At 67.1% G+C, this 17,232-nt stretch carries 15 protein-coding genes; 7 read left to right on the top strand and 8 right to left on the bottom strand.

Annotated elements, in window-relative coordinates; all coding sequences use genetic code 11:
• Positions 1-145: 145 nt before the first annotated feature.
• Both CYD53_RS18340 and CYD53_RS18330 read left to right on the top strand, forming a co-directional pair.
• Positions 146-1,114 (top strand): threonine ammonia-lyase, encoded by a 969-nt coding sequence (locus tag CYD53_RS18340; RefSeq protein WP_181011929.1) that lies wholly within the window; start codon positions 146-148, stop codon positions 1,112-1,114.
• Between the two features lie 891 nt (positions 1,115-2,005).
• Positions 2,006-3,655 (top strand): OpgD/OpgG family glucan biosynthesis protein, encoded by a 1,650-nt coding sequence (locus CYD53_RS18330; RefSeq protein WP_245928310.1) that lies wholly within the window; start codon positions 2,006-2,008, stop codon positions 3,653-3,655.
• 216 nt (positions 3,656-3,871) lie between these two features.
• Here the strand turns inward: CYD53_RS18330 and CYD53_RS18325 are convergent, their stop codons facing one another.
• Complete coding sequence (locus CYD53_RS18325) at positions 3,872-5,035, bottom strand: mandelate racemase/muconate lactonizing enzyme family protein (RefSeq protein ID WP_103719528.1); 1,164 nt, start codon at positions 5,033-5,035, stop codon at positions 3,872-3,874.
• A 99-nt stretch (positions 5,036-5,134) separates the two neighbouring features.
• On the opposite strand from CYD53_RS18325, the gene CYD53_RS18320 reads away from it, so the two are divergent.
• Positions 5,135-6,052 carry a LysR family transcriptional regulator gene (locus tag CYD53_RS18320; RefSeq protein WP_103719527.1) on the top strand — a complete coding sequence of 306 codons (918 nt, stop codon included), beginning with the start codon at positions 5,135-5,137 and terminating at the stop codon, positions 6,050-6,052.
• Between the two features lie 70 nt (positions 6,053-6,122).
• On the opposite strand, the gene CYD53_RS18315 is transcribed toward CYD53_RS18320, so the two are convergent.
• A complete protein-coding gene (locus tag CYD53_RS18315) occupies positions 6,123-7,202 on the bottom strand; it encodes a citrate synthase/methylcitrate synthase (protein WP_103719648.1) in 1,080 nt (359 codons plus the stop codon).
• A gap of 127 nt (positions 7,203-7,329) precedes the next feature.
• Between CYD53_RS18315 and CYD53_RS18310 the strand changes: the two genes are divergently transcribed.
• Entirely contained in the window at positions 7,330-8,439 is a 1,110-nt protein-coding gene (locus CYD53_RS18310) for a citrate synthase (RefSeq protein ID WP_245928309.1), read from the top strand.
• 135 nt (positions 8,440-8,574) lie between these two features.
• Here the strand turns inward: CYD53_RS18310 and CYD53_RS18305 are convergent, their stop codons facing one another.
• The gene (locus tag CYD53_RS18305; protein ID WP_181011928.1) at positions 8,575-8,979 is read right to left on the bottom strand and encodes a peptidoglycan L,D-endopeptidase MepK; all 405 of its coding nucleotides are present in this window, start codon (positions 8,977-8,979) and stop codon (positions 8,575-8,577) included.
• 414 nt (positions 8,980-9,393) lie between these two features.
• Here CYD53_RS18305 and CYD53_RS18300 point away from each other — a divergent pair, with 414 nt between their 5' ends.
• Genes CYD53_RS18300 through CYD53_RS18290 form a run of 3 tightly spaced genes read left to right on the top strand, consistent with a single transcriptional unit; the run spans position 9,394 to position 12,333 of the window.
• Complete coding sequence (locus CYD53_RS18300) at positions 9,394-10,569, top strand: M20 aminoacylase family protein (RefSeq protein ID WP_103719646.1); 1,176 nt, start codon at positions 9,394-9,396, stop codon at positions 10,567-10,569.
• 7 nt (positions 10,570-10,576) lie between these two features.
• The gene (locus tag CYD53_RS18295) at positions 10,577-11,683 is read left to right on the top strand and encodes an NAD(P)/FAD-dependent oxidoreductase (protein ID WP_103719525.1); all 1,107 of its coding nucleotides are present in this window, start codon (positions 10,577-10,579) and stop codon (positions 11,681-11,683) included.
• Positions 11,680-12,333 (top strand): IMP cyclohydrolase, encoded by a 654-nt coding sequence (locus CYD53_RS18290; protein ID WP_103719524.1) that lies wholly within the window; start codon positions 11,680-11,682, stop codon positions 12,331-12,333. The genes CYD53_RS18295 and CYD53_RS18290 overlap by 4 nt, the downstream gene beginning before the upstream one ends.
• Positions 12,334-12,348: 15 nt before the next feature.
• On the opposite strand, the gene eda is transcribed toward CYD53_RS18290, so the two are convergent.
• From eda to CYD53_RS18265, 5 genes are all read right to left on the bottom strand, one after another.
• On the bottom strand, positions 12,349-12,993 hold the full coding sequence (gene eda, locus CYD53_RS18285) for a bifunctional 4-hydroxy-2-oxoglutarate aldolase/2-dehydro-3-deoxy-phosphogluconate aldolase (RefSeq protein ID WP_103719523.1): 645 nt from the start codon (positions 12,991-12,993) through the stop codon (positions 12,349-12,351).
• Positions 12,994-13,033: 40 nt separating this feature from the next.
• The gene (locus CYD53_RS18280; RefSeq protein ID WP_103719522.1) at positions 13,034-13,723 is read right to left on the bottom strand and encodes a 6-phosphogluconolactonase; all 690 of its coding nucleotides are present in this window, start codon (positions 13,721-13,723) and stop codon (positions 13,034-13,036) included.
• The gene (gene zwf / locus CYD53_RS18275; protein ID WP_103719521.1) at positions 13,723-15,225 is read right to left on the bottom strand and encodes a glucose-6-phosphate dehydrogenase; all 1,503 of its coding nucleotides are present in this window, start codon (positions 15,223-15,225) and stop codon (positions 13,723-13,725) included. The genes CYD53_RS18280 and zwf overlap by 1 nt, the downstream gene beginning before the upstream one ends.
• Positions 15,226-15,424: 199 nt before the next feature.
• Positions 15,425-16,195 carry an ABC transporter ATP-binding protein gene (locus tag CYD53_RS18270; RefSeq protein ID WP_103719520.1) on the bottom strand — a complete coding sequence of 257 codons (771 nt, stop codon included), beginning with the start codon at positions 16,193-16,195 and terminating at the stop codon, positions 15,425-15,427.
• 169 nt (positions 16,196-16,364) lie between these two features.
• Complete coding sequence (locus CYD53_RS18265) at positions 16,365-17,228, bottom strand: ABC transporter ATP-binding protein (protein ID WP_245928308.1); 864 nt, start codon at positions 17,226-17,228, stop codon at positions 16,365-16,367.
• Positions 17,229-17,232: the final 4 nt, after the last annotated feature.

The raw sequence follows: 17,232 nt of genomic DNA, 5'->3' as shown, positions 1-17,232 counted from the left end.
TTGGCGCGTGGCCGCTCGTGGCAAGCCGGCCGCGCACCGACGCGCCGGCTCAGTCGTGCAGTGCGTGAGCGACCTGCAAATGCCCCCTCGCCCGCAGCCGCTGATCGCCTATAACGGCAGCAGCCCAGCAAAAAGGCGGATGCCCATGAATTTCGACGTCACCCTCGCAGACATCCAGGCCGCAGCGACCCGGATCGCCGGCAAGATCCGGCGCACCCCGACCTATCACAGCGCGGGCCTGTCGGCCCGGCTCGGGGTCGAGACCGTGGTCAAGGTCGAGGCGCTGCAGCTTGGCGGCTCGTTCAAGGTGCGCGGCTGCTTCAACAAGCTGATGGGCATGAGCGAGGTGGAGCTCGCGCGCGGCGTCGTCACGGTCTCGGGCGGCAACCACGCCATCGCCGTCTCGATGGTCGCCCGCGCGATGGGCGCACGCGCGCTCGTGCTGATGCCGAAGGACGTCGCGCCGCTGAACATCGCGCTGACCAAGGGCGCCGGCGGCGAGGTCGAGCTCTGCGAGGACGCGATCGAGGCTTTCGCCAAGGCGGCCGACTATGCCGCGCAGGGCATGACCAACATCCATTCCTTCGACGATCCCGCCATCATCGCCGGCCATGGGACGCTTGGGCTCGAACTCGCCAGCGACGCCAGCGGGCGGCTCGACCATGTCTTCATCTCGATCGGCGGCGGCGGATTCTCGGCCGGCGTCGGCGCGGCGCTGAAAGGGCTCGACCCGGCCGTGCGCATCCATGGCGTCGAGACCGAAGGCGCCACGACGATGACGCAGGCGCTTGCGGCGGGAAAGCCCGTGCCGCTGCGCCCGACCTCGATCGCCCGCACGCTGAACGCCCCCTTCGCGACCGAACGGACGATGGCGGCGGCGCGGCAGTTCCTGGAGGACATCGTCGTCGTGCCCGATCTCGAGGCGGTGCGCGAGATCGTCTGGGTGCTGCAGAACGGCCGCGTCCTGCTCGAGCCGGCGGCGGCCTGCGTCGTCGCCGCCGCGATCGCCAGCAAGGACAAGTTCAAGCCGGGCGAGCGGGTCGGCCTCGTGCTTTGCGGCTCGAACGTCGCGCTGGAGGACATCGCGGCCTGGCGGACGCAGTTCGGGGTGTGAGATCAGGCGTCGGTTTTGGGCCGACCCGACCAATCAGCTGGATTGCTTGCGATGGCAGCTCTGGCGTAGGGAGCGGAAGTTGTCGATCGACAGCTTCCGTTTATTCTGAGCATCCAACGGTCGCTGCACCGAGCAAGCATTCGATGGCGCTTCAGCGTTTCCCGCTAGACTCTTGGCCGGAGCACGTCCGCACGGTTTTTTCCGAACTAGGGAAGGCCATCACGTCGGATCGGCTCTATCCAGAGACTCTGTTGCGCATGTCAAAAGCCGACGGCGCCGTTCTTCCCAATCACCGCGTCGAGGTCACTCATATCTCAGGCTCTCAACTTGGGAGGCGCAAGGGGCGATACATTATCCAAATTCAAGGCCCGCAATATGCTGGCAATTGGTCGTTCGCTTCCGGCGCGTTGGAAGAATTAGCGCTTCGATCGCGCGCGCGAGCTGAGCCCGCAGGTTCTGCCTAGGATCGAAACCGGCCCTCGCAATTGCCGGCTCCGACAGCCCGCCCCGCCCAAGACAGAGGAACTTTAGCGGCGCTGACCGGTTCACAATGCACAAGGCATCACTGGGCGGATCGACAATGAAAATGCGAATAAGATGTGCCGGAGCGCTGGCGGCGATGGTGGTCGCTGCGGGCTTGGCTGCTGGGGACCTGGCTCATGCGCAGGCTCAACGCCCGGCGGGGGAAGACACGCGGGTGTCCGTCGTCCTCGGCGAAAAGCCAGAGATCGATCTGCTTCTCGCCAGGCCTCTCGACCAGGCCTCACCGCAAGCCGTCGAAACGAAAACCGTGATCGCCCCTGTCCGTAAGATACGTGTGATCGTTCCGTCACCCTACGCGCCATGACCGACTCTCGCCGCACCGGCATGATCCGAGCAGGAGACGCATCGATGGCTGCGGAGAGCGCGCACGCCATGGCGCCCGATCGCCATGCCGGGCAGCTGCCTTCGCGCCGCACGGCCCTGGCCATGCTCGCATCGACAGGCCTGTTCGCCACAGCCCAGCCCGGCGCGGCGGCGACGCCGGCCTCGCCGCGCGGCAGTCCGTTCAGCTATGACGACGTCGTCGAACAGGCGCGGGCGCTGGGCGAGCGCGCCTTCGATGCCGAGGGGCTGACGATACCGCCGGAGCTGTCGAAGCTGACCTATGACAGCTACCGGGAAATCCGCTTCCGCAGGGAAAAGGCGTTCTGGCGGGACAGCGGCTCCGACTTCCGGCTCCATCCCTTCCATCTCGGGTTTCTTCACGACAAGCCGGTGCAATTGCACGTCATCAAGGATGGCAGCGCCATCCCGCTCGCCTTCACCACGAGCCTGTTCGAATACGGCAAGGTTCCCGTTCCCAAGCAGCTCTCACCTGCGCTGGGCTTCGCCGGCTTTGCCGTGACGACGACGCTGAACGCCCTGAACGTGCAGGACGAGCTGATCGCCTTTCTCGGCGCGAGCTATTTTCGACTGATCGGGCGCGGCCATCGCTATGGTTTGTCGGCGCGTGCCCTGGCGCTGGATGTCGGTGGCGAGCAGCCGGAAGAGTTTCCGTTCTTCAGGGCGCTCTGGCTGGAGGAGCCGACGCGCGACAGCACCGACCTCGTGATCTACGCCCTGCTGGACTCGCCCTCCGTCGCCGGCGCGTATCGGTTCGTCGTCACGCCGGGACAGCAGACCAGCGTTGCCGTGACGGCGACGATCATCCCGCGCGTAAAGCTCCCCCGCATCGGCATCGCCCCCCTCACCTCGATGTTCCTCGCCGGCGAGGGCGACCTCGGCCAGCGCACCGATTTCCGGCCTGAAATCCATGATTCCGACGGGCTGATGCTTAAAACCGGTGGCGGCGAATGGGTCTGGCGGCCGATCCGGAACCCGAAATCGCTGCGGATCTCGAGCTTCGGCGACACCAATCCGCGCGGCTTCGGCCTGATGCAGCGCGACCGTGAGTTCGGCCATTACCAGGATCTCGAAGCGCAGTACCATGCGCGACCGGGATACTGGGTCGAGCCCGCCGGCGACTGGGGCGAAGGGCGCGTCGACCTGATCGAGATTCCGACGACCGGCGAAGCCTTCGACAACATCGTCGCCTGCTGGACGCCGAGCACCCCGCTCGAACCCAGGAAAGTCAGCCAGTTCAGCTATCGCATCTCGGCTCTCTCGACGACGAAGGCTCTGCACCCTTACGGGCAGGTCCGGAACAGCTTCGACGGCTCGAACACCGAGGATAGCGGAGCCAAGGACGTCGGCAAGAAGCGGTTCATCGTCGATTTCAGCGATGGCGATCTCGAATACTACCTGTCCGACCCCAAGCGCGTCGAAATCGTCGCATCGACCACGGCCGGAGCCATCGCCGCGACGATCGTCGATGCGAACCCGGCGGCGAAGGGCTTCCGCGCCATCGTCGACGCGACATTGCCCGCCGGCGAAACCGCCGAACTGCGCCTCTTCCTGAAATCGCGATCCCGCACCCTGACGGAGACCTGGACGAGTTCCTGGTCGATGCCGAAGGTCGCGGCTCCACCTTCAAGCCCAACGGTCGTCAGCAAGGATTGATTGTGCTGGTGCCGCCGTCATTCCGGGGCGATCCGAAGGATCGAGCCTGGAACCCAGAGCCGATGCGGGATCTCCATGAGGCGCTCGCATGGCGAGCCTCAAATGTCGGGCGCATCGGTTCTGGGTTCCGGGCTCAGGCCTGCGGCCTGCCCCGGAATGACGGTGTGGTTCCAGTGCGTCCTTACCAGCCCCAGCTCGCCCACCGGTCCCGCTGCCTCACTCCGCCAATTCGCGCATGACCTTGATCAGGTCGGACTTGCCCTCGAAGCCGATGCCCGGAAGCTCCGGCATCACGATATGGCCGTTCTCGACGCGAACGCTGTCGGGAAACCCGCCATAGGGCTGGAACAGGTCGGGATAGCTCTCATTGCCGCCGAGCCCGAGGCCGGCCGCGATGTTGAGCGACATCTGGTGGCCGCCATGCGGGATGCAGCGCGACGGCGACCAGCCGAACTGCGCGAGCACATCGAGCGTCCGCAGGTACTCGACCAGGCCATAGGACAGGGCGCAGTCGAATTGCAGCCAGTCCCGGTCGGGCCGCATCCCGCCATAGCGCAGGAGATTGCGCGCATCCTGATGCGAGAACAGGTTCTCGCCCGTCGCCATCGGGCCGGGATAGAACTCCGAGAGGGCCGCCTGCAGGGCATAGTCGAGGGGATCGCCGACCTCCTCGTACCAGAACAGCGGATAGTGGCGCAGCATCTTGGCATAGGCGATCCCGGTCTCCAGGTCGAAGCGCCCATTCGCATCGACGGCAAGCTGAGCCTGCGAGCCGATCTCGGCCAGCACCGCCTCGATGCGGCGCTGATCCTCACCGAGGCCGGCGCCGCCGATCTTCATCTTCACGACGGTGTAGCCGCGGTCGAGATAGCCGCGCATCTCGGCTCGCAGGGCGCTGTCGTCCTTGCCGGGATAATAGTAGCCGCCCGCCGCGTAGACGAAGACCCGGGGATCGGCCTCTCGGCCCTTCTGTTCTGCCAGCAGGCGGAACAGCGGCTTGCCCGCGATCTTGGCGACAGCGTCCCAGACGGCCATGTCGAGCGTGCCGACCGCCACCGAACGCTCGCCATGGCCGCCCGGCTTCTCATTCGTCATCATCGTCGCCCAGATCTTGTGGGGATCGAGATTGTCGCCGCTCTCGTCGACAAGGCTCTCGGGAGCCGCTTCGAGGATGCGGCCGCGAAAACGCTCGCGGATGAGGCCGCCCTGGCCGTAGCGGCCGTTTGAGTTGAAGCCGTAGCCGACCACGCGCCGACCCTCGCGGACCACATCGGTCACCACCGCCACGAGGCTCGCCGTCATCCTGGAGAAGTCGATATAGGCATTGCGGATCGGCGAGGCGATCGGCTTGGTGATCTCGCGGACATCGACGATGCGCATGGCGGTCTCCCTCGGGGCTGGCAATGCGCCGTCCTCTAAATCTGGACCCTGCCGGTCGGCCAATGCCAAGATCGGTTCACCCCATGCGCGAGCGGCATCATGGATCTGGATTGGCTGAAGGATTTCCTGGCGCTGGCCGAGCAGAAGAGTTTTTCGCGCGCGGCCGAGATTCGAAACGTCACGCAGCCGGCCTTCAGCCGGCGCATCCGCGCGCTCGAGGACTGGATCGGCGTGCCGCTGTTCCTGCGCAGCGCCCAGGGCGCGACGCTGACCCCGGCCGGCGCCTATTTCCAGCCCCTCGCCCAGGACCTGCTGCGCAACCTGCAGCAGCTGCAGCGCGAGACCAGGGCCGTCGGCGAGCGCGAGAAGGGAGCCCTGTCGATCGCGGCAACGCATGCGCTCTCCTTCACCTTCTTCCCCGGCTGGATTCGCCGGCACATGCGCTTCGAGGCGCTCGGCACGCTCAACCTGATCTCGGACAGCCTGGAAGCCTGCGAGCAGATCATGCTGGGCGGCGAGGTGCATTTCCTGCTCTGCCACCATCATGCGCAGGCGCCGACGCGTTTCGAGGCCGAGCGCTTCCCGAGCATCCGGGTGGGGGACGACGTGCTGGTACCGCTCTGCGCGCCGAATGCAGAAGAGCGCCCCCTCTGGCCGCTCCCGGGAACGAGCGAGCGGCCGGCGCGGCTCCTCGCCTACAGCCAGGCCTCCGGGCTCGGCCGCATCCTCTCGGCCCAGATGGCGCTGGCGCAGGACACGGCCCTGGCGCGGGACGCCGCCGGGATGGCGACCGTCTTCACCTCGCACCTGGCCGCGACCTTGCTGACCATGGCGCGGGACGGGCACGGCATCGCCTGGCTGCCGCTCACCCTGGCGGAAGAGGACCTCGCCCGCGCCCGCCTGGTTCGGGCCGGGCCGGAGCGCTTCGACATCCCCATCGAGATCCGGCTCTTCCGCAGCCCCGACTGCCGCAACGGGGCTGCAGACGCATTATGGGCGAGCCTGCAGGGGGAGTGAGTGGGGGTTGCGCATAATTCGTCGGCGGCCCGTGCCTCCTTCGGTTAAGAGAAAGCGCCCTCCCCGCCCCTCAAGCAGCCTGCTTCGGCTCGGGGCCGATATAGCTCGATTTCGGGCGGATGAGCCGTCCTCCCGCGAGCTGCTCCTGCGCATGGGCGATCCAGCCGATGACGCGGCCCATGGCGAAGACGCAGGTGAAACTCTCCGGGGGAAAGGCCAGGGCCTCCAGCAGGAGCGCCGTGTAGAACTCGACATTGGTCTGCAGCGAGCGGGCGGGCTTGCGTTCGCGCAGGATCGCGAGCGCCGCGGTCTCGACCGCCTCGGCATAAGCGAGGCGGCCGGAGTTCGGATCGAGCCTGCGGATCGCCCGCTTCAGCGCATCGGCACGCGGGTCGCGCACGCGATAGATACGATGGCCGAAGCCCATCAAGCGGTCGCCGCTCTGCAACGCCGCCTCCAACCAGGCCCGGGCGTTGGCAGCCTCGCCGATCTCGTCGAGCATCTCGATGACCGGCCCCGGCGCCCCGCCATGCAGCGGCCCCTTCAGGGCGCTCACTCCCGCCAGGACGGCGGAGGTCAAACCGGCCCGCGTCGAGGCGACGACACGGGCCGCGAAGGTCGAGGCGTTGAGGCCATGATCGCACACCGTCACGAGATAGGTATCGAGCGCGGCGGCCTGCGACGGATCGACGGCCTCGCCGCGCATCATCCGCAGGATATCGGCGGCATGGGGCAGCGCCGGATCGGGTGCGACCGGCGCCAGGTGGCGCTGCATCCGGATGACAGCGGGCGTGAAGACCGCCGGCGCCGCCATCAGCCGCAGCGCGGTCGCGACATCATCGCCATCCGCCAGTCGTGCCGTCAGCGCGCGCATCGCTTCGACAGGGCTTAGCCGCACGAGCCCGGCATCGAGACCCGCCACCTCGTTGAAGACCTCCAGCCTGCTCCGGCCGAGCGCCGCAGCAAAAGCCGCGCCGCGTGGCAAATCGTCGAAGAAGCCGTCCAGCAGAAGCTCGGCGGCCTCGGCGAAGCTGGTGCGGCCGGCAAGGTCGTCGAGGAGATGGCCGCGAATGATCAGGCGGCCGGCAGCCCCATCGACATCCGACAGGATCGTCTCCGCAGCGACAACATCATCAAGTCCATCCGACATCGGATCCTCCATCAACAAGGCCTTGAGGATCGCGCTGCGATGCAGCATAATCAATCTTGAACAATATAATCAACATATCGAGATGCAATGTATCGCGATGAATGACTGGCTGACGGCGCAGGAGGTGATGACCCGTCTACGGCTCAAACCGCAGACGCTCTATGCCTATGTCAGCCGCGGCCGCATCGAGGCGAAAGCGGACCCCGAAGAGCCGCGACGCAGCCTCTATCGGGCGGCGGATGTCTCCCGGCTGGAGCATCGCAAGGCGCGCGGGAGGCGCAATGCCGCGATCGCCGAGGACACGATCGCCTGGGGCGAGCCCGTCCTGGCCTCGAGCATCACGACGATCGCCCATGGCCGCCTCTGGTATCGCGGGCGGGACGCCGAGGCCCTGGCGCAAACGGCGCGGCTCGAGGATGTCGCGCGCCTGCTCTGGGCCTGCGGCGATGCGCGTTTCCCGACGCAATGCAACGCGATCGCGCCCGGCAGCGGCAATCAGCGCATGTTCGCCGCGATCGCAGCCCGCGCCGCCACCGACCCGGTCATTGGCGGGCGAAGCTCCAGATCGCTCTATTTCGAGGCGGCGGCCGTGCTCGATGCGCTCGTCGACGCCGTCGCCGGCAGCTCGGGCAATGGCCCGATCCATGAGCGCCTCGCGGCGGCCTGGGCCTGCGACGCGACCGGCGCCGATCTCATCCGCCGCAGCCTCGTCCTGCTCGCCGACCATGAATTGAACGCCTCGACCTTCGCCGTCCGCGTCACCGCCTCGACCCATGCCTCGCTCGCCGCCTGCGCCCTGGCCGGTTTGTCGGCACTGTCGGGCCCCCTGCATGGCGGCATGGCGCCGCGTGTGCGCGCCTTGCTCGGGGAATGCCGGCGCGACGGCATCGAGCCCGCGATCCGCGCGCGCCTGAGGCTCGGCATGCCGATCCCAGGCTTCGGGCATCCGATCTATCCGGAGGGCGACCCGCGGGCGCGGGCGCTGATGGCGGCGTTCGCCCTGCCGGCCGATTATGAGGAGGTCCGCCTCGCGATCGAGGCGATCACCGGCGCGCTGCCGAACATCGACTTCGCGCTCACGGCCCTGGCCTCCGTGCTGGCGCTTCCCGAGGACGCGCCTTTCCAGATCTTCGCGACGGCGCGCTGCACCGGCTGGATCGCCCATGCGCTCGAACAATTCCAGACCGGACGCCTGATCCGCCCCCGCGCCCGCTATGTCGGCCCGGAACCGGGATGAGAGGAGTGCTCGATGATGACCACGTCATGCTCGGGTTTGACCCGAGCATCTTGGAAACCAGTGCCTTCTCGTCATGAGATTCTCGGATCTTCGCTTCGCTACATCCGAGAATGACGGAAAGCCGGCGCCCCCGTCTCAGCGCCGGCGCTGCGCCAGCTGCGCGTATTGTCGCCTTGCGCGCTTGTGGCCGAACCACGAGGCCTCGCGATCCCCGACATCGACATGCACGAGTCCGCCCGGATAGGAGCCGACACCGCCGGTGCTCTCCAGCGCCTTGGCTGCCGCGACCGCAGCCCGTGTCGAGGTCGCCAGCGGCCTGAAATCGACGGCCTTGCCGCCGTAATGCTGGGAGTGGCGGGCATGACGGCCGCCACAGGTCGAGGTGATCTGAATCGGGCCGATCTTGGCCACGAGTTCGCTGATCATCGCCAGCGTTTCGGGCTTGAGACAGCCCAGCCCCTTGACCTGCGGCTGGAAGGAAATTTTCTCGATGGGAAGGTTGGCCCAGGCGGCCACAGGTACGCAAGCTGTGAGAGACACAGCCAAGATCAAACGACGCATAATCTACCAGGTACAATTGGGGATGATAGGAAGGCTCAAGCCACCAAATTCTGGTCTGGCAGAGCATGTGATTGCGGACCTATTCTACCGATAAGGCCAAATCATGGCTGAGCCCCCAAGGCTCATCTTAACAGATCGTTCCAGTGGCCTTCCGGCGGATTGCGTCTCGCTCGGAAATAGCCATGACGGCGCTACGGGCAGCGGGATTTCGACTTCAGAATCCGGGCGGCGGGGCTATGGCAGGAGCCGGCATCCAGCTCGCGCATTCACCATGCCGCCACCTCCGCCCCCTCATGCCGCAAACGGCTTGGACGGGGCAGGCGAGCCGCGCTAGCTTGCGCGCCTGGGCCACCCGTTTCCTGCGAAGCGCCCCGCAACCCTTTCGAGGATATGATGCCGAAATCCGAACTCATCGCCGCGCTCACCCCCGAGATCAGTGCGATCCGTCGCGATTTCCACCGTCATCCCGAGCTGCAATACGACGTCCACCGCACCGCCGGCATCGTCGCCGAAAAGCTCAAGGCCTGGGGAGCCGACGAAGTCGTGACCGGCGTCGGCCAGACCGGCGTCGTCGGCGTGATCAAGGGCAAGGGCCAGAATTCGGGCAAGGTCATCGCGATGCGCGCCGACATGGACGCGCTGCCGATCCATGAGGAGACCAATCTCGAGCACCGCTCGACCGTACCGGGCAAGATGCATGCCTGCGGCCATGACGGGCACACTGCCATGCTGCTCGGCGCCGCGAAATATCTCGCCGCCACCCGCGATTTCGACGGCACCGCCGTGCTGATCTTCCAGCCGGCCGAAGAGGGCGGCGCCGGCGCCAAGGCGATGATCGACGACGGCATGATGGACCGTTTCGGCATCCAGGAAGTCTACGGCATGCACAACAAGCCGGGGCTGGCGATCGGACAATTCGAGATCCGCAAGGGGCCGACCATGGCCGCCGCCGACCGCATCCACATCAAGATCGAGGGCAAGGGCGGACACGCTGCTGCGCCGCACCGCGTCAATGATCCGATCGTGGCCGCCTGCCAGTTGGTGACCGCGCTGCAGACGATCTCCTCGCGCAATGCCGACCCGCTCGACTCCGTCGTCGTCTCGGTGACGGCGGTAAATGCCGGCGAGGCCTTCAACGTCATCCCGCAGACGGTCGAGATCAAGGGCTCGATCCGGACACTGACGCGCGAGATGCGCGAGCTGGCGCAGAAGCGGGTCACCGAGATCACCGATGGGCTGATGAAGGCCTTCGGCATGAAATACGACCTCGAATACCATCTCGGCTATCCCGTCACCGTCAACCATCCCGGCCAGACCGATTTCGTCACCAGCGTGACCAAGAACGTCTTCGGCAAGGATGCGATCGACACCGAAGTGCCGCCGACGATGGGCTCCGAGGATTTCTCCTACATGCTGGAGGCGCGCCCGGGTGCCTTCATCAATATCGGCAACGGCGATTCCGCCGGGCTGCATCACCCCGCCTATGAGTTCAACGACACGGCGATCCCGGTCGGCGTCACCTATTGGGCGAGCCTGATCGAAATCTCGATGCCGCAGCGGGCCGCCTGAGCCTGCGATGAGCGACATCGATTGCCTGGTGATCGGGGCCGGCGTCGTCGGCCTCGCCGCCGCGCGGGCGCTTGCGCTCGCCGGTCGCGAGGTCGTGATCGCGGAGGCGGCTGAGGGCATCGGCACCCAGACCTCGGCGCGCAACAGCGAGGTCATCCATGCCGGGATCTATTACCCGCCGGGCTCGCTGAAAGCGCGCGTCTGCGTCGAGGGCCGCAAGCGCCTCTACGCCTATCTCGCGGAGCGCGGCCTGCCGCACAAGGCCTGCGGCAAGCTGATCGTCGCGACCTCGGCCAGCCAGCGCCCCGCGCTCGAGACGATCCTGGCGCGGGCCAAGGCCTCGGGCGTCGAGACCGTGCGCTGGGTCGATGCGAGCGAGGCCAGGGCGCTGGAGCCGGAGGTCACCTGCGAGATCGCCCTGCTCTCGCCCGAGACCGGCGTCGTCGACAGCCACGCCCTGATGCTGTCCTTGCTCGGAGAATGCGAAGCGGCCGGCGGCTCGCTGGCGCTCAACACGCCGATTCTGGGCTGGCGGCGCGAGGCGGAAGGCTTCAGCGTCGATTTCGGCGGCGACGATCCCGCGACCTATACGGCCCGCACGATCGTCAACTCGGCCGGGCACGGCGCGCCGCGCCTGCTCGGCAAGCTCGAGGGCTTTCCCGCCGAACATGTGCCGGTCCAGCACTTCGCCAAGGGCAATTATTTCTCGCTCACGGGAAAGCAGCCCTTCTCGCATCTGGTCTATCCGGTGCCGGAGGCGGCCGGCCTCGGCATCCACGCCACGATCGACATGGCCGGGCGGGTCAAGTTCGGGCCCGATGTCGAATGGGTCGCGGATGATCAAGACCTGGTGGTCGACCCGGCGCGTGCCGAAAAATTCTATGCCGCGATCCGGACCTATTGGCCAGGCCTGGCGGACGGCGCGCTCGTCGCCGACTATGCCGGCATCCGGCCCAAACTGCATTCGGCGAGCGAACCGATGCCGGATTTCCGCATCGACGGGCCGCAGGTCCATGGCGTCGACAATCTGGTCAACCTGCTCGGTATCGAGAGCCCGGGGCTGACGAGCTCGCTGGCGATCGCGGAGATGGTGGTGGAGAGGCTGGCGGCATGAGCCAGGTCGCGTCCTCCTATGTCGGGCGGATCATCGGCGCCGGGCGAACGGCTGACGGAAACCTCACCGTCGCCTACCGCGTATCCAGCCGCTCCTTCCCGAACCGAAACGCGGAGCGTATCGGCGACACGGTCCGAATCGTGCCGCGCGCGGGCTCGGCCGATGCAACCTCGGACAGCCCCTACATCGCCTATGAATGCCTGCTCTGGAACGAGCATCATATCGTGGCGAGCAACGGCACGCAGACAAGGCCGATTTTCGAGCGTCTCAAGGCAGGCAACACGGTCAGGGATGCGCTCGCCGCTGTCCTCGCCGGCCTCGACAGGGAGTTCGACGCTCATGACACGCCACGAATCTGCGCCGTTCTGGATCGAAGCAGCGATGTGGCCTATCTCGCCAGCGTCACCGCAGACGCCCTCTCCGTCATGCCGGTCGTCCTGCGCCCGGGGACGATGGCCTATATCTCGACCTATGGCAGCCCGTTGCCGGCCTCAGACCGGACCGACCCCGCCTTCGCGGCAACGACGGCGGCACAAGCCTGCCGGCATATGATCGACGGCTCGGTCTTCTCGCGCTTCGACAACCCTGTCTGCTCGACCGCGTGCGTCGCCGGCAAAGCCGGCGTCGATATTGCCGTCCTCAACCCTTGAGCACGTAAGTCCGCGTCAGCCCCGCAGCGCCTTGACGCGCTCGCGCGCCTCTTTGGCGAGCTGCGTCACCCGCGCCCAGTCGCGATTGACGATCGCGTCCGCCGGCACGAGCCAGGAGCCGCCGACGCAGATGACCTGCTTCAGCGCCAGGTAATCGGCGAGATTGTTCAAGCCGACGCCGCCGGTCGGGCAGAATTTCATCTGCGGGAACGGCCCCGACAACGCCTTGAGCGCCGAGGTGCCGCCGGCCTGCTCGGCCGGGAAGAACTTGCAGGTCAATCGCCCGGCTGCAACCGCGCGCATGCAGTCGGAAGCCGTTGCGACGCCGGGCAGCCAGGGCAGGCCGGCCGCGCGCATGGCGTCATCCACCGCCTCGCTGAAGCCGGGGCTGACCACGGCCTGGGCGCCGGCTTCCTTGACGTCGGTGACCTGGGCCGGCGTCACCACCGTGCCGGCAACGCCCAGGATTTCGGGCACCTCGCGCGCGATCGTCTCGAGCGCGGCCAGGGCGGCTGGACGACGCAAAGTGACCTCGATCACGTCGATGCCGCCCGCCAGCAGCGCGCGCGCCAAGGGCACGGCGAGATGCGCGTCCTCGATCACCACGACCGGCACGACGCCGCAGGCGGCGAGCCGCGCGATTTCGGGTTCATTCGACATGGGTGGCACTCCGTGAAGCTCGGGCTCGCTCAGAAGCCCTCTAGGCCTTCGCCCAGTAGACGTCGAGCCCCTGCGGCCGGCCAAGCAGCAATCCGACCGGATAAGCGCCGGGCAGAGCCTGCGCCGTGGTCAGGACCTGCGCCTTCTCCGCACCGGAGACGAGAAGCGACGCCCAGGCAGCGCCTGCAAGCCGCGCCGGCGAGAGCGAGATGCGCGCCGGCAGGCCGGCGGGATGGGCCGCGACCGCATGCAGACCACGCCCGGTCATCGCGGCCGCCGGCTCGCCTGGAAAGAGCGAGGCGACATGGCCGTCCGCTCCCATGCCGCTGACCAGGATGTCGAGCGCCGGCAGGCGTGCAAGCTCCGCTGATACGGCGCCCGCCGCGGCGTCGAGGTCGCCGGCGGAGCGATGAAAGGAGAGGAAGCGCGCCCTGCCCTCGCCCAGCGGAGCGAAGGCTGCGCGGATCATGCGCTCGTTCGAGGCGGGATCGTCGGCGGAGACGAAGCGCTCATCGGTCGGCAGCAGCGTGACCTTGTCCCAGGCGAGGTCATGCGCGCCGAGCGCCGTCAGGAAACGCGCCGGCGTGGTGCCGCCCGGTACGGCGAGAAGCGCGGAACCGCGTGTGGCAATGACGGCGCGCAGCCTCACCGCAACCGCTTCCGCCAGCGCCTCGGAGGCGTCGGCCAGCGTCTCGAAGCGATGCCAGATCAACGGCCCGGAGGTGATCATCAGATCAGGTCCGGATCGGCCCAGGAGCGGCCTTCGCGCTCGATCAGGCCGATCGCCTGCGAGGGGCCCCAGGAGCCGGCGGTATAGCGATGCGGATGCAGGCTGTAATCCTGCCAGCCGGCGATGATCGGATCGACCCAGGCCCAGGCCTGCTCGACCTCGTCGCGATGCATGAACAGGGTCTGGTCGCCGCGGATGACATCGGTCAGCAGGCGCTCATAGGCATCGGGCGTGCGCTCGTCGAAGGCGGTGGAATAGCGCAGGTCGAGTTGGCGCGGTACGACCTTGAGGCGGCCCGAGCCCGGCACCTTCATCATCAGCTGAAGCTGGACGCCGTCATTGGGCTGGAGCCTGATGACGAGCCGGTTGGCATCAAGCCGGTCGCAGCTGCCGCCGCCGAAGATGGAATGCGGCACGGGCTTGAAGGTGACGGCGATCTCGGAATAGCGCTGCGCCATGCGCTTGCCCGTGCGCAGATAGATCGGCACGCCGGCCCAGCGCCAATTGTCGATCTCGCAGCGGATCGCCACGAAGGTCTCGGTGTTGCTGGCGTAGCCGAGCTCGTCGGTATAGCCGCGCACGCGCTGGCCATCCATCTGGCCCGGGCCGTATTGGCCGCGCACGGTGTAGCGCTGGACGTCGGGGCCGACGATCGGGCGCAGCGCCTTCAGCACCTTGATCTTCTCGTCGCGGACCGCTCCGGCCTCCAGCATGTTGGGCGGCTCGATGGCGAAGAGGGTGAGCAGCTGCATGAGATGGTTCTGGACCATGTCGCGCATATGCCCGGCCTTGTCGTAATAGCCGGCACGGCTTTCGAGGCCCACGGTCTCGGCCACCGTGATCTGGACGTTGTCGATGTCGCGGCTCGACCAGGAGCGCTCGAACAGCGTGTTGGCGAAGCGCAGCACCAGGAGGTTCTGCACCGTCTCCTTGCCGAGATAATGGTCGATCCGGTAGGTCCGGCTTTCCGGCAGGATCGCCGCCACGGCGTCGTTGATCTCGCGGGCCGAGGCGAGATCGTGCCCCAGCGGCTTCTCCAGGATCACGCGCGAGGTCGGGGTGAGGATATCGGCCTTGGCGAGATTCTGGCAGATCGGGATGAAGAGCTCCGGCGGCGTCGAGAGATAGAAGGAGCGCACGCGATCGGTCTCGCCGAGCGCCGTCTTCAGCGCGCCGAAGGTCTCGGGCTTGAGCGCATCGGCCTGGACCACGGTCAGACGGCGCAGGAAGGCCGCGACCTGCTCGGCCGCGAGGCCTTCCTCGTTGAGGCGGTTGGCGACCTGCTTGGGCAGTCCCTCGAGATCCTCCGGCTTGCGGACGATGGCGAGGATGCGGCTCTCTTCCGGCAACACGCCTTCCCGGTTGCGCTGCGCCAGCGCGGGAAAGAGCTTGCGCAGGGCGAGATCGCCGCCGGCTCCGAAGATCACCAGATCGAAGGGCGGCACCGGGGTGCGCTCGGGCGCAGCCTCGGGCCTCAGCGCGCGATCGGCGATGGCATCCATGGGGGTCGACTCCGTCTTGGCCTGTTAACCGGCTCCACGCTGTTTAGAGCATGCGGGCTGCGACAAGAATGAGGCGTCGGCGTCGCTTTGCCAAACGCGATCCGCGCGCCGCCGCCCCGCCAGGACCGCTAGAGCAGGATGCGAAAAGTGGGAACCGGTTTTTCGCACCGATCCAGCTCTAACTCTGTGATGAGAGCCCTCAGGCGGGGATGGTCGCGACCTGGCGCTTGAAGCCTTCGCTGGCGGTGAGGAGCTGCTGGGCATAAGCCGTCTGGGGCGCACGCGCGGCGAGCGTTGCGGCCGTCATCTCCTCGACGCCTCGGCCGAACTGCATGACGAGCAGGCGCTCGCACATATGGGCGACGACGGCGAGGTCGTGGCTGACCAGGATATAGGTAAGCTTGCGCTCCTGCCGCAGCGCCTGGAGCAGATTCAAGACCTCGGCCTGGATCGAGACATCGAGCGCCGAGGTCGGCTCGTCGAGCAGCAGGATCGTCGGCTCCAGTACGAGCGCGCGCGCGATCGCGACACGCTGGCGCTGCCCGCCGGAAAGCTGGTGCGGATAGCGGAAGCGGAAGGAGGGCGGCAGGCCGACATCGGCCATGGCGCGGCCGATCCTGGCCTCGGCGTCGCGGATGCCGTGGATGGTCAGCGGCTCGGCCAGCGCATCATCAACCGTCTTCTTGGGATGCAGCGAGCCGTAGGGATCCTGGAAGACCATCTGGACCTGGCGATGGAAGGCCTTGTCGCGGATCTTCGGCTGCGCCTTGCCGAGGATGGCGATCTCGCCGCTCCAGTCGCGGTTCAGCCCGGCGAGAACGCGCAGCACGGTCGATTTGCCGGAGCCGGATTCACCGACGATGCCGTAGCTCTCGCCGGGTTGGACCGTGAAGCTGAGATCCTTCACGACATGGGCGTCGCCGAAGGAGACATTGAGCTTGTCGAGGGCGATGGCAGGTTGTGTGGTCATCGCGATACTCCTGCCCCCACACGAGCCCTCATCCTGAGGAGGCCCAAAGGGCCGTCTCGAAGGATGCTCCAGTGGTCTCCGGCGCCTCCTGAAACATCCTTCGAGACGCGCTCCCGCGGAGCGCTCCTCAGGATGAGGGCTGAAGGGGACATGATGTCGATCAGCGCTCTCATGCCAGCCATGCCGGGTCACGAGTGAGAGTTGCGAGCTTCGCCTTGGGATGGTCAAGGTCCGGCAGGCAGCCGAGCAGGCCGAGCGTATAGGGATGGCGCTGCGACCTTGCAGCTTCGTCAGCGAGTTCGGCAGCCGGCAGCGTCTCCATCGCCTTGCCGCCATACATCACGATGACGCGGTCGCAGAAGGACTGCACCAGATGCAGATCATGGCTGATGAAGATCAGCCCCATGCCGCGCTCGGTGACGAGATCGTCGAGGATCTTGAGGATCTGGAGCTGGACGGTGACGTCGAGGGCCGAGGTCGGCTCGTCGGCGATCAGGATGTCGGGCTCGGCGATCAGCATCATCGCGATCATCACGCGCTGCCCCATGCCGCCGGAGACCTCATGCGGGTAGAGCTCGTAGACGCGCCCCGGCTCGCGGATCTGCACGGCCTCCAGCATGGCGATGCTGCGCTCCCTGGCCTCACGCGCGCTCGCCTTGTGATGGACGCGATAGGCCTCGGCGATCTGCTCGCCTACTGTCTGGACCGGGTTGAGCGAGAATTTCGGATCCTGCATCACCATCGAGATATGGCGGCCGCGCAGCTTGCGCCGCGTGCGCTTGTCCATGGTGAGCAGGTCCTGGCCGCGATAGACCAAGCGGTCGGCCAGGACCTCGCCGGGATAGGGGATGAGGTCGAGGATGGCGCGCCCGGTCATCGACTTGCCGGAGCCGGATTCGCCGACGATGCCGAGCCGCTCGCGGCCGAGCGTGAAGGAGAGGCCGCGCACGGCGCGCACGATCCCGGTCGGCGTGTGGAAATTGACCCGGAGATTGTCGAGTTCGAGCAGCGGCTGTTCGGTGGGCGTGGTCAAGGCG

Origin of the sequence: Allobosea psychrotolerans (genome assembly GCF_002917105.1) — a bacterium.
Taxonomy (GTDB): Bacteria; Pseudomonadota; Alphaproteobacteria; order Rhizobiales; family Beijerinckiaceae; genus Allobosea; species Allobosea psychrotolerans.
The sequence above is the reverse complement of the archived record's forward strand: the minus strand, read 5'-3'. Positions and strand labels throughout refer to the sequence as shown.

Excerpts from the sequence above, each read along its gene's own strand:
- CYD53_RS18340 (WP_181011929.1), top strand. The coding sequence starts at position 146 with ATGAATTTCGACGTCACCCTCGCAGACATCCAGGCCGCAGCGACCCGG.
- CYD53_RS18330 (WP_245928310.1), top strand. The coding sequence starts at position 2,006 with ATGGCTGCGGAGAGCGCGCACGCCATGGCGCCCGATCGCCATGCCGGG.
- CYD53_RS18325 (WP_103719528.1), bottom strand. The coding sequence starts at position 5,035 with ATGCGCATCGTCGATGTCCGCGAGATCACCAAGCCGATCGCCTCGCCG.
- CYD53_RS18320 (WP_103719527.1), top strand. The coding sequence starts at position 5,135 with ATGGATCTGGATTGGCTGAAGGATTTCCTGGCGCTGGCCGAGCAGAAG.
- CYD53_RS18315 (WP_103719648.1), bottom strand. The coding sequence starts at position 7,202 with ATGTCGGATGGACTTGATGATGTTGTCGCTGCGGAGACGATCCTGTCG.
- CYD53_RS18310 (WP_245928309.1), top strand. The coding sequence starts at position 7,330 with ATGACCCGTCTACGGCTCAAACCGCAGACGCTCTATGCCTATGTCAGC.
- CYD53_RS18300 (WP_103719646.1), top strand. The coding sequence starts at position 9,394 with ATGCCGAAATCCGAACTCATCGCCGCGCTCACCCCCGAGATCAGTGCG.
- CYD53_RS18295 (WP_103719525.1), top strand. The coding sequence starts at position 10,577 with ATGAGCGACATCGATTGCCTGGTGATCGGGGCCGGCGTCGTCGGCCTC.
- CYD53_RS18290 (WP_103719524.1), top strand. The coding sequence starts at position 11,680 with ATGAGCCAGGTCGCGTCCTCCTATGTCGGGCGGATCATCGGCGCCGGG.
- eda (WP_103719523.1), bottom strand. The coding sequence starts at position 12,993 with ATGTCGAATGAACCCGAAATCGCGCGGCTCGCCGCCTGCGGCGTCGTG.
- CYD53_RS18280 (WP_103719522.1), bottom strand. The coding sequence starts at position 13,723 with ATGATCACCTCCGGGCCGTTGATCTGGCATCGCTTCGAGACGCTGGCC.
- zwf (WP_103719521.1), bottom strand. The coding sequence starts at position 15,225 with ATGGATGCCATCGCCGATCGCGCGCTGAGGCCCGAGGCTGCGCCCGAG.
- CYD53_RS18270 (WP_103719520.1), bottom strand. The coding sequence starts at position 16,195 with ATGACCACACAACCTGCCATCGCCCTCGACAAGCTCAATGTCTCCTTC.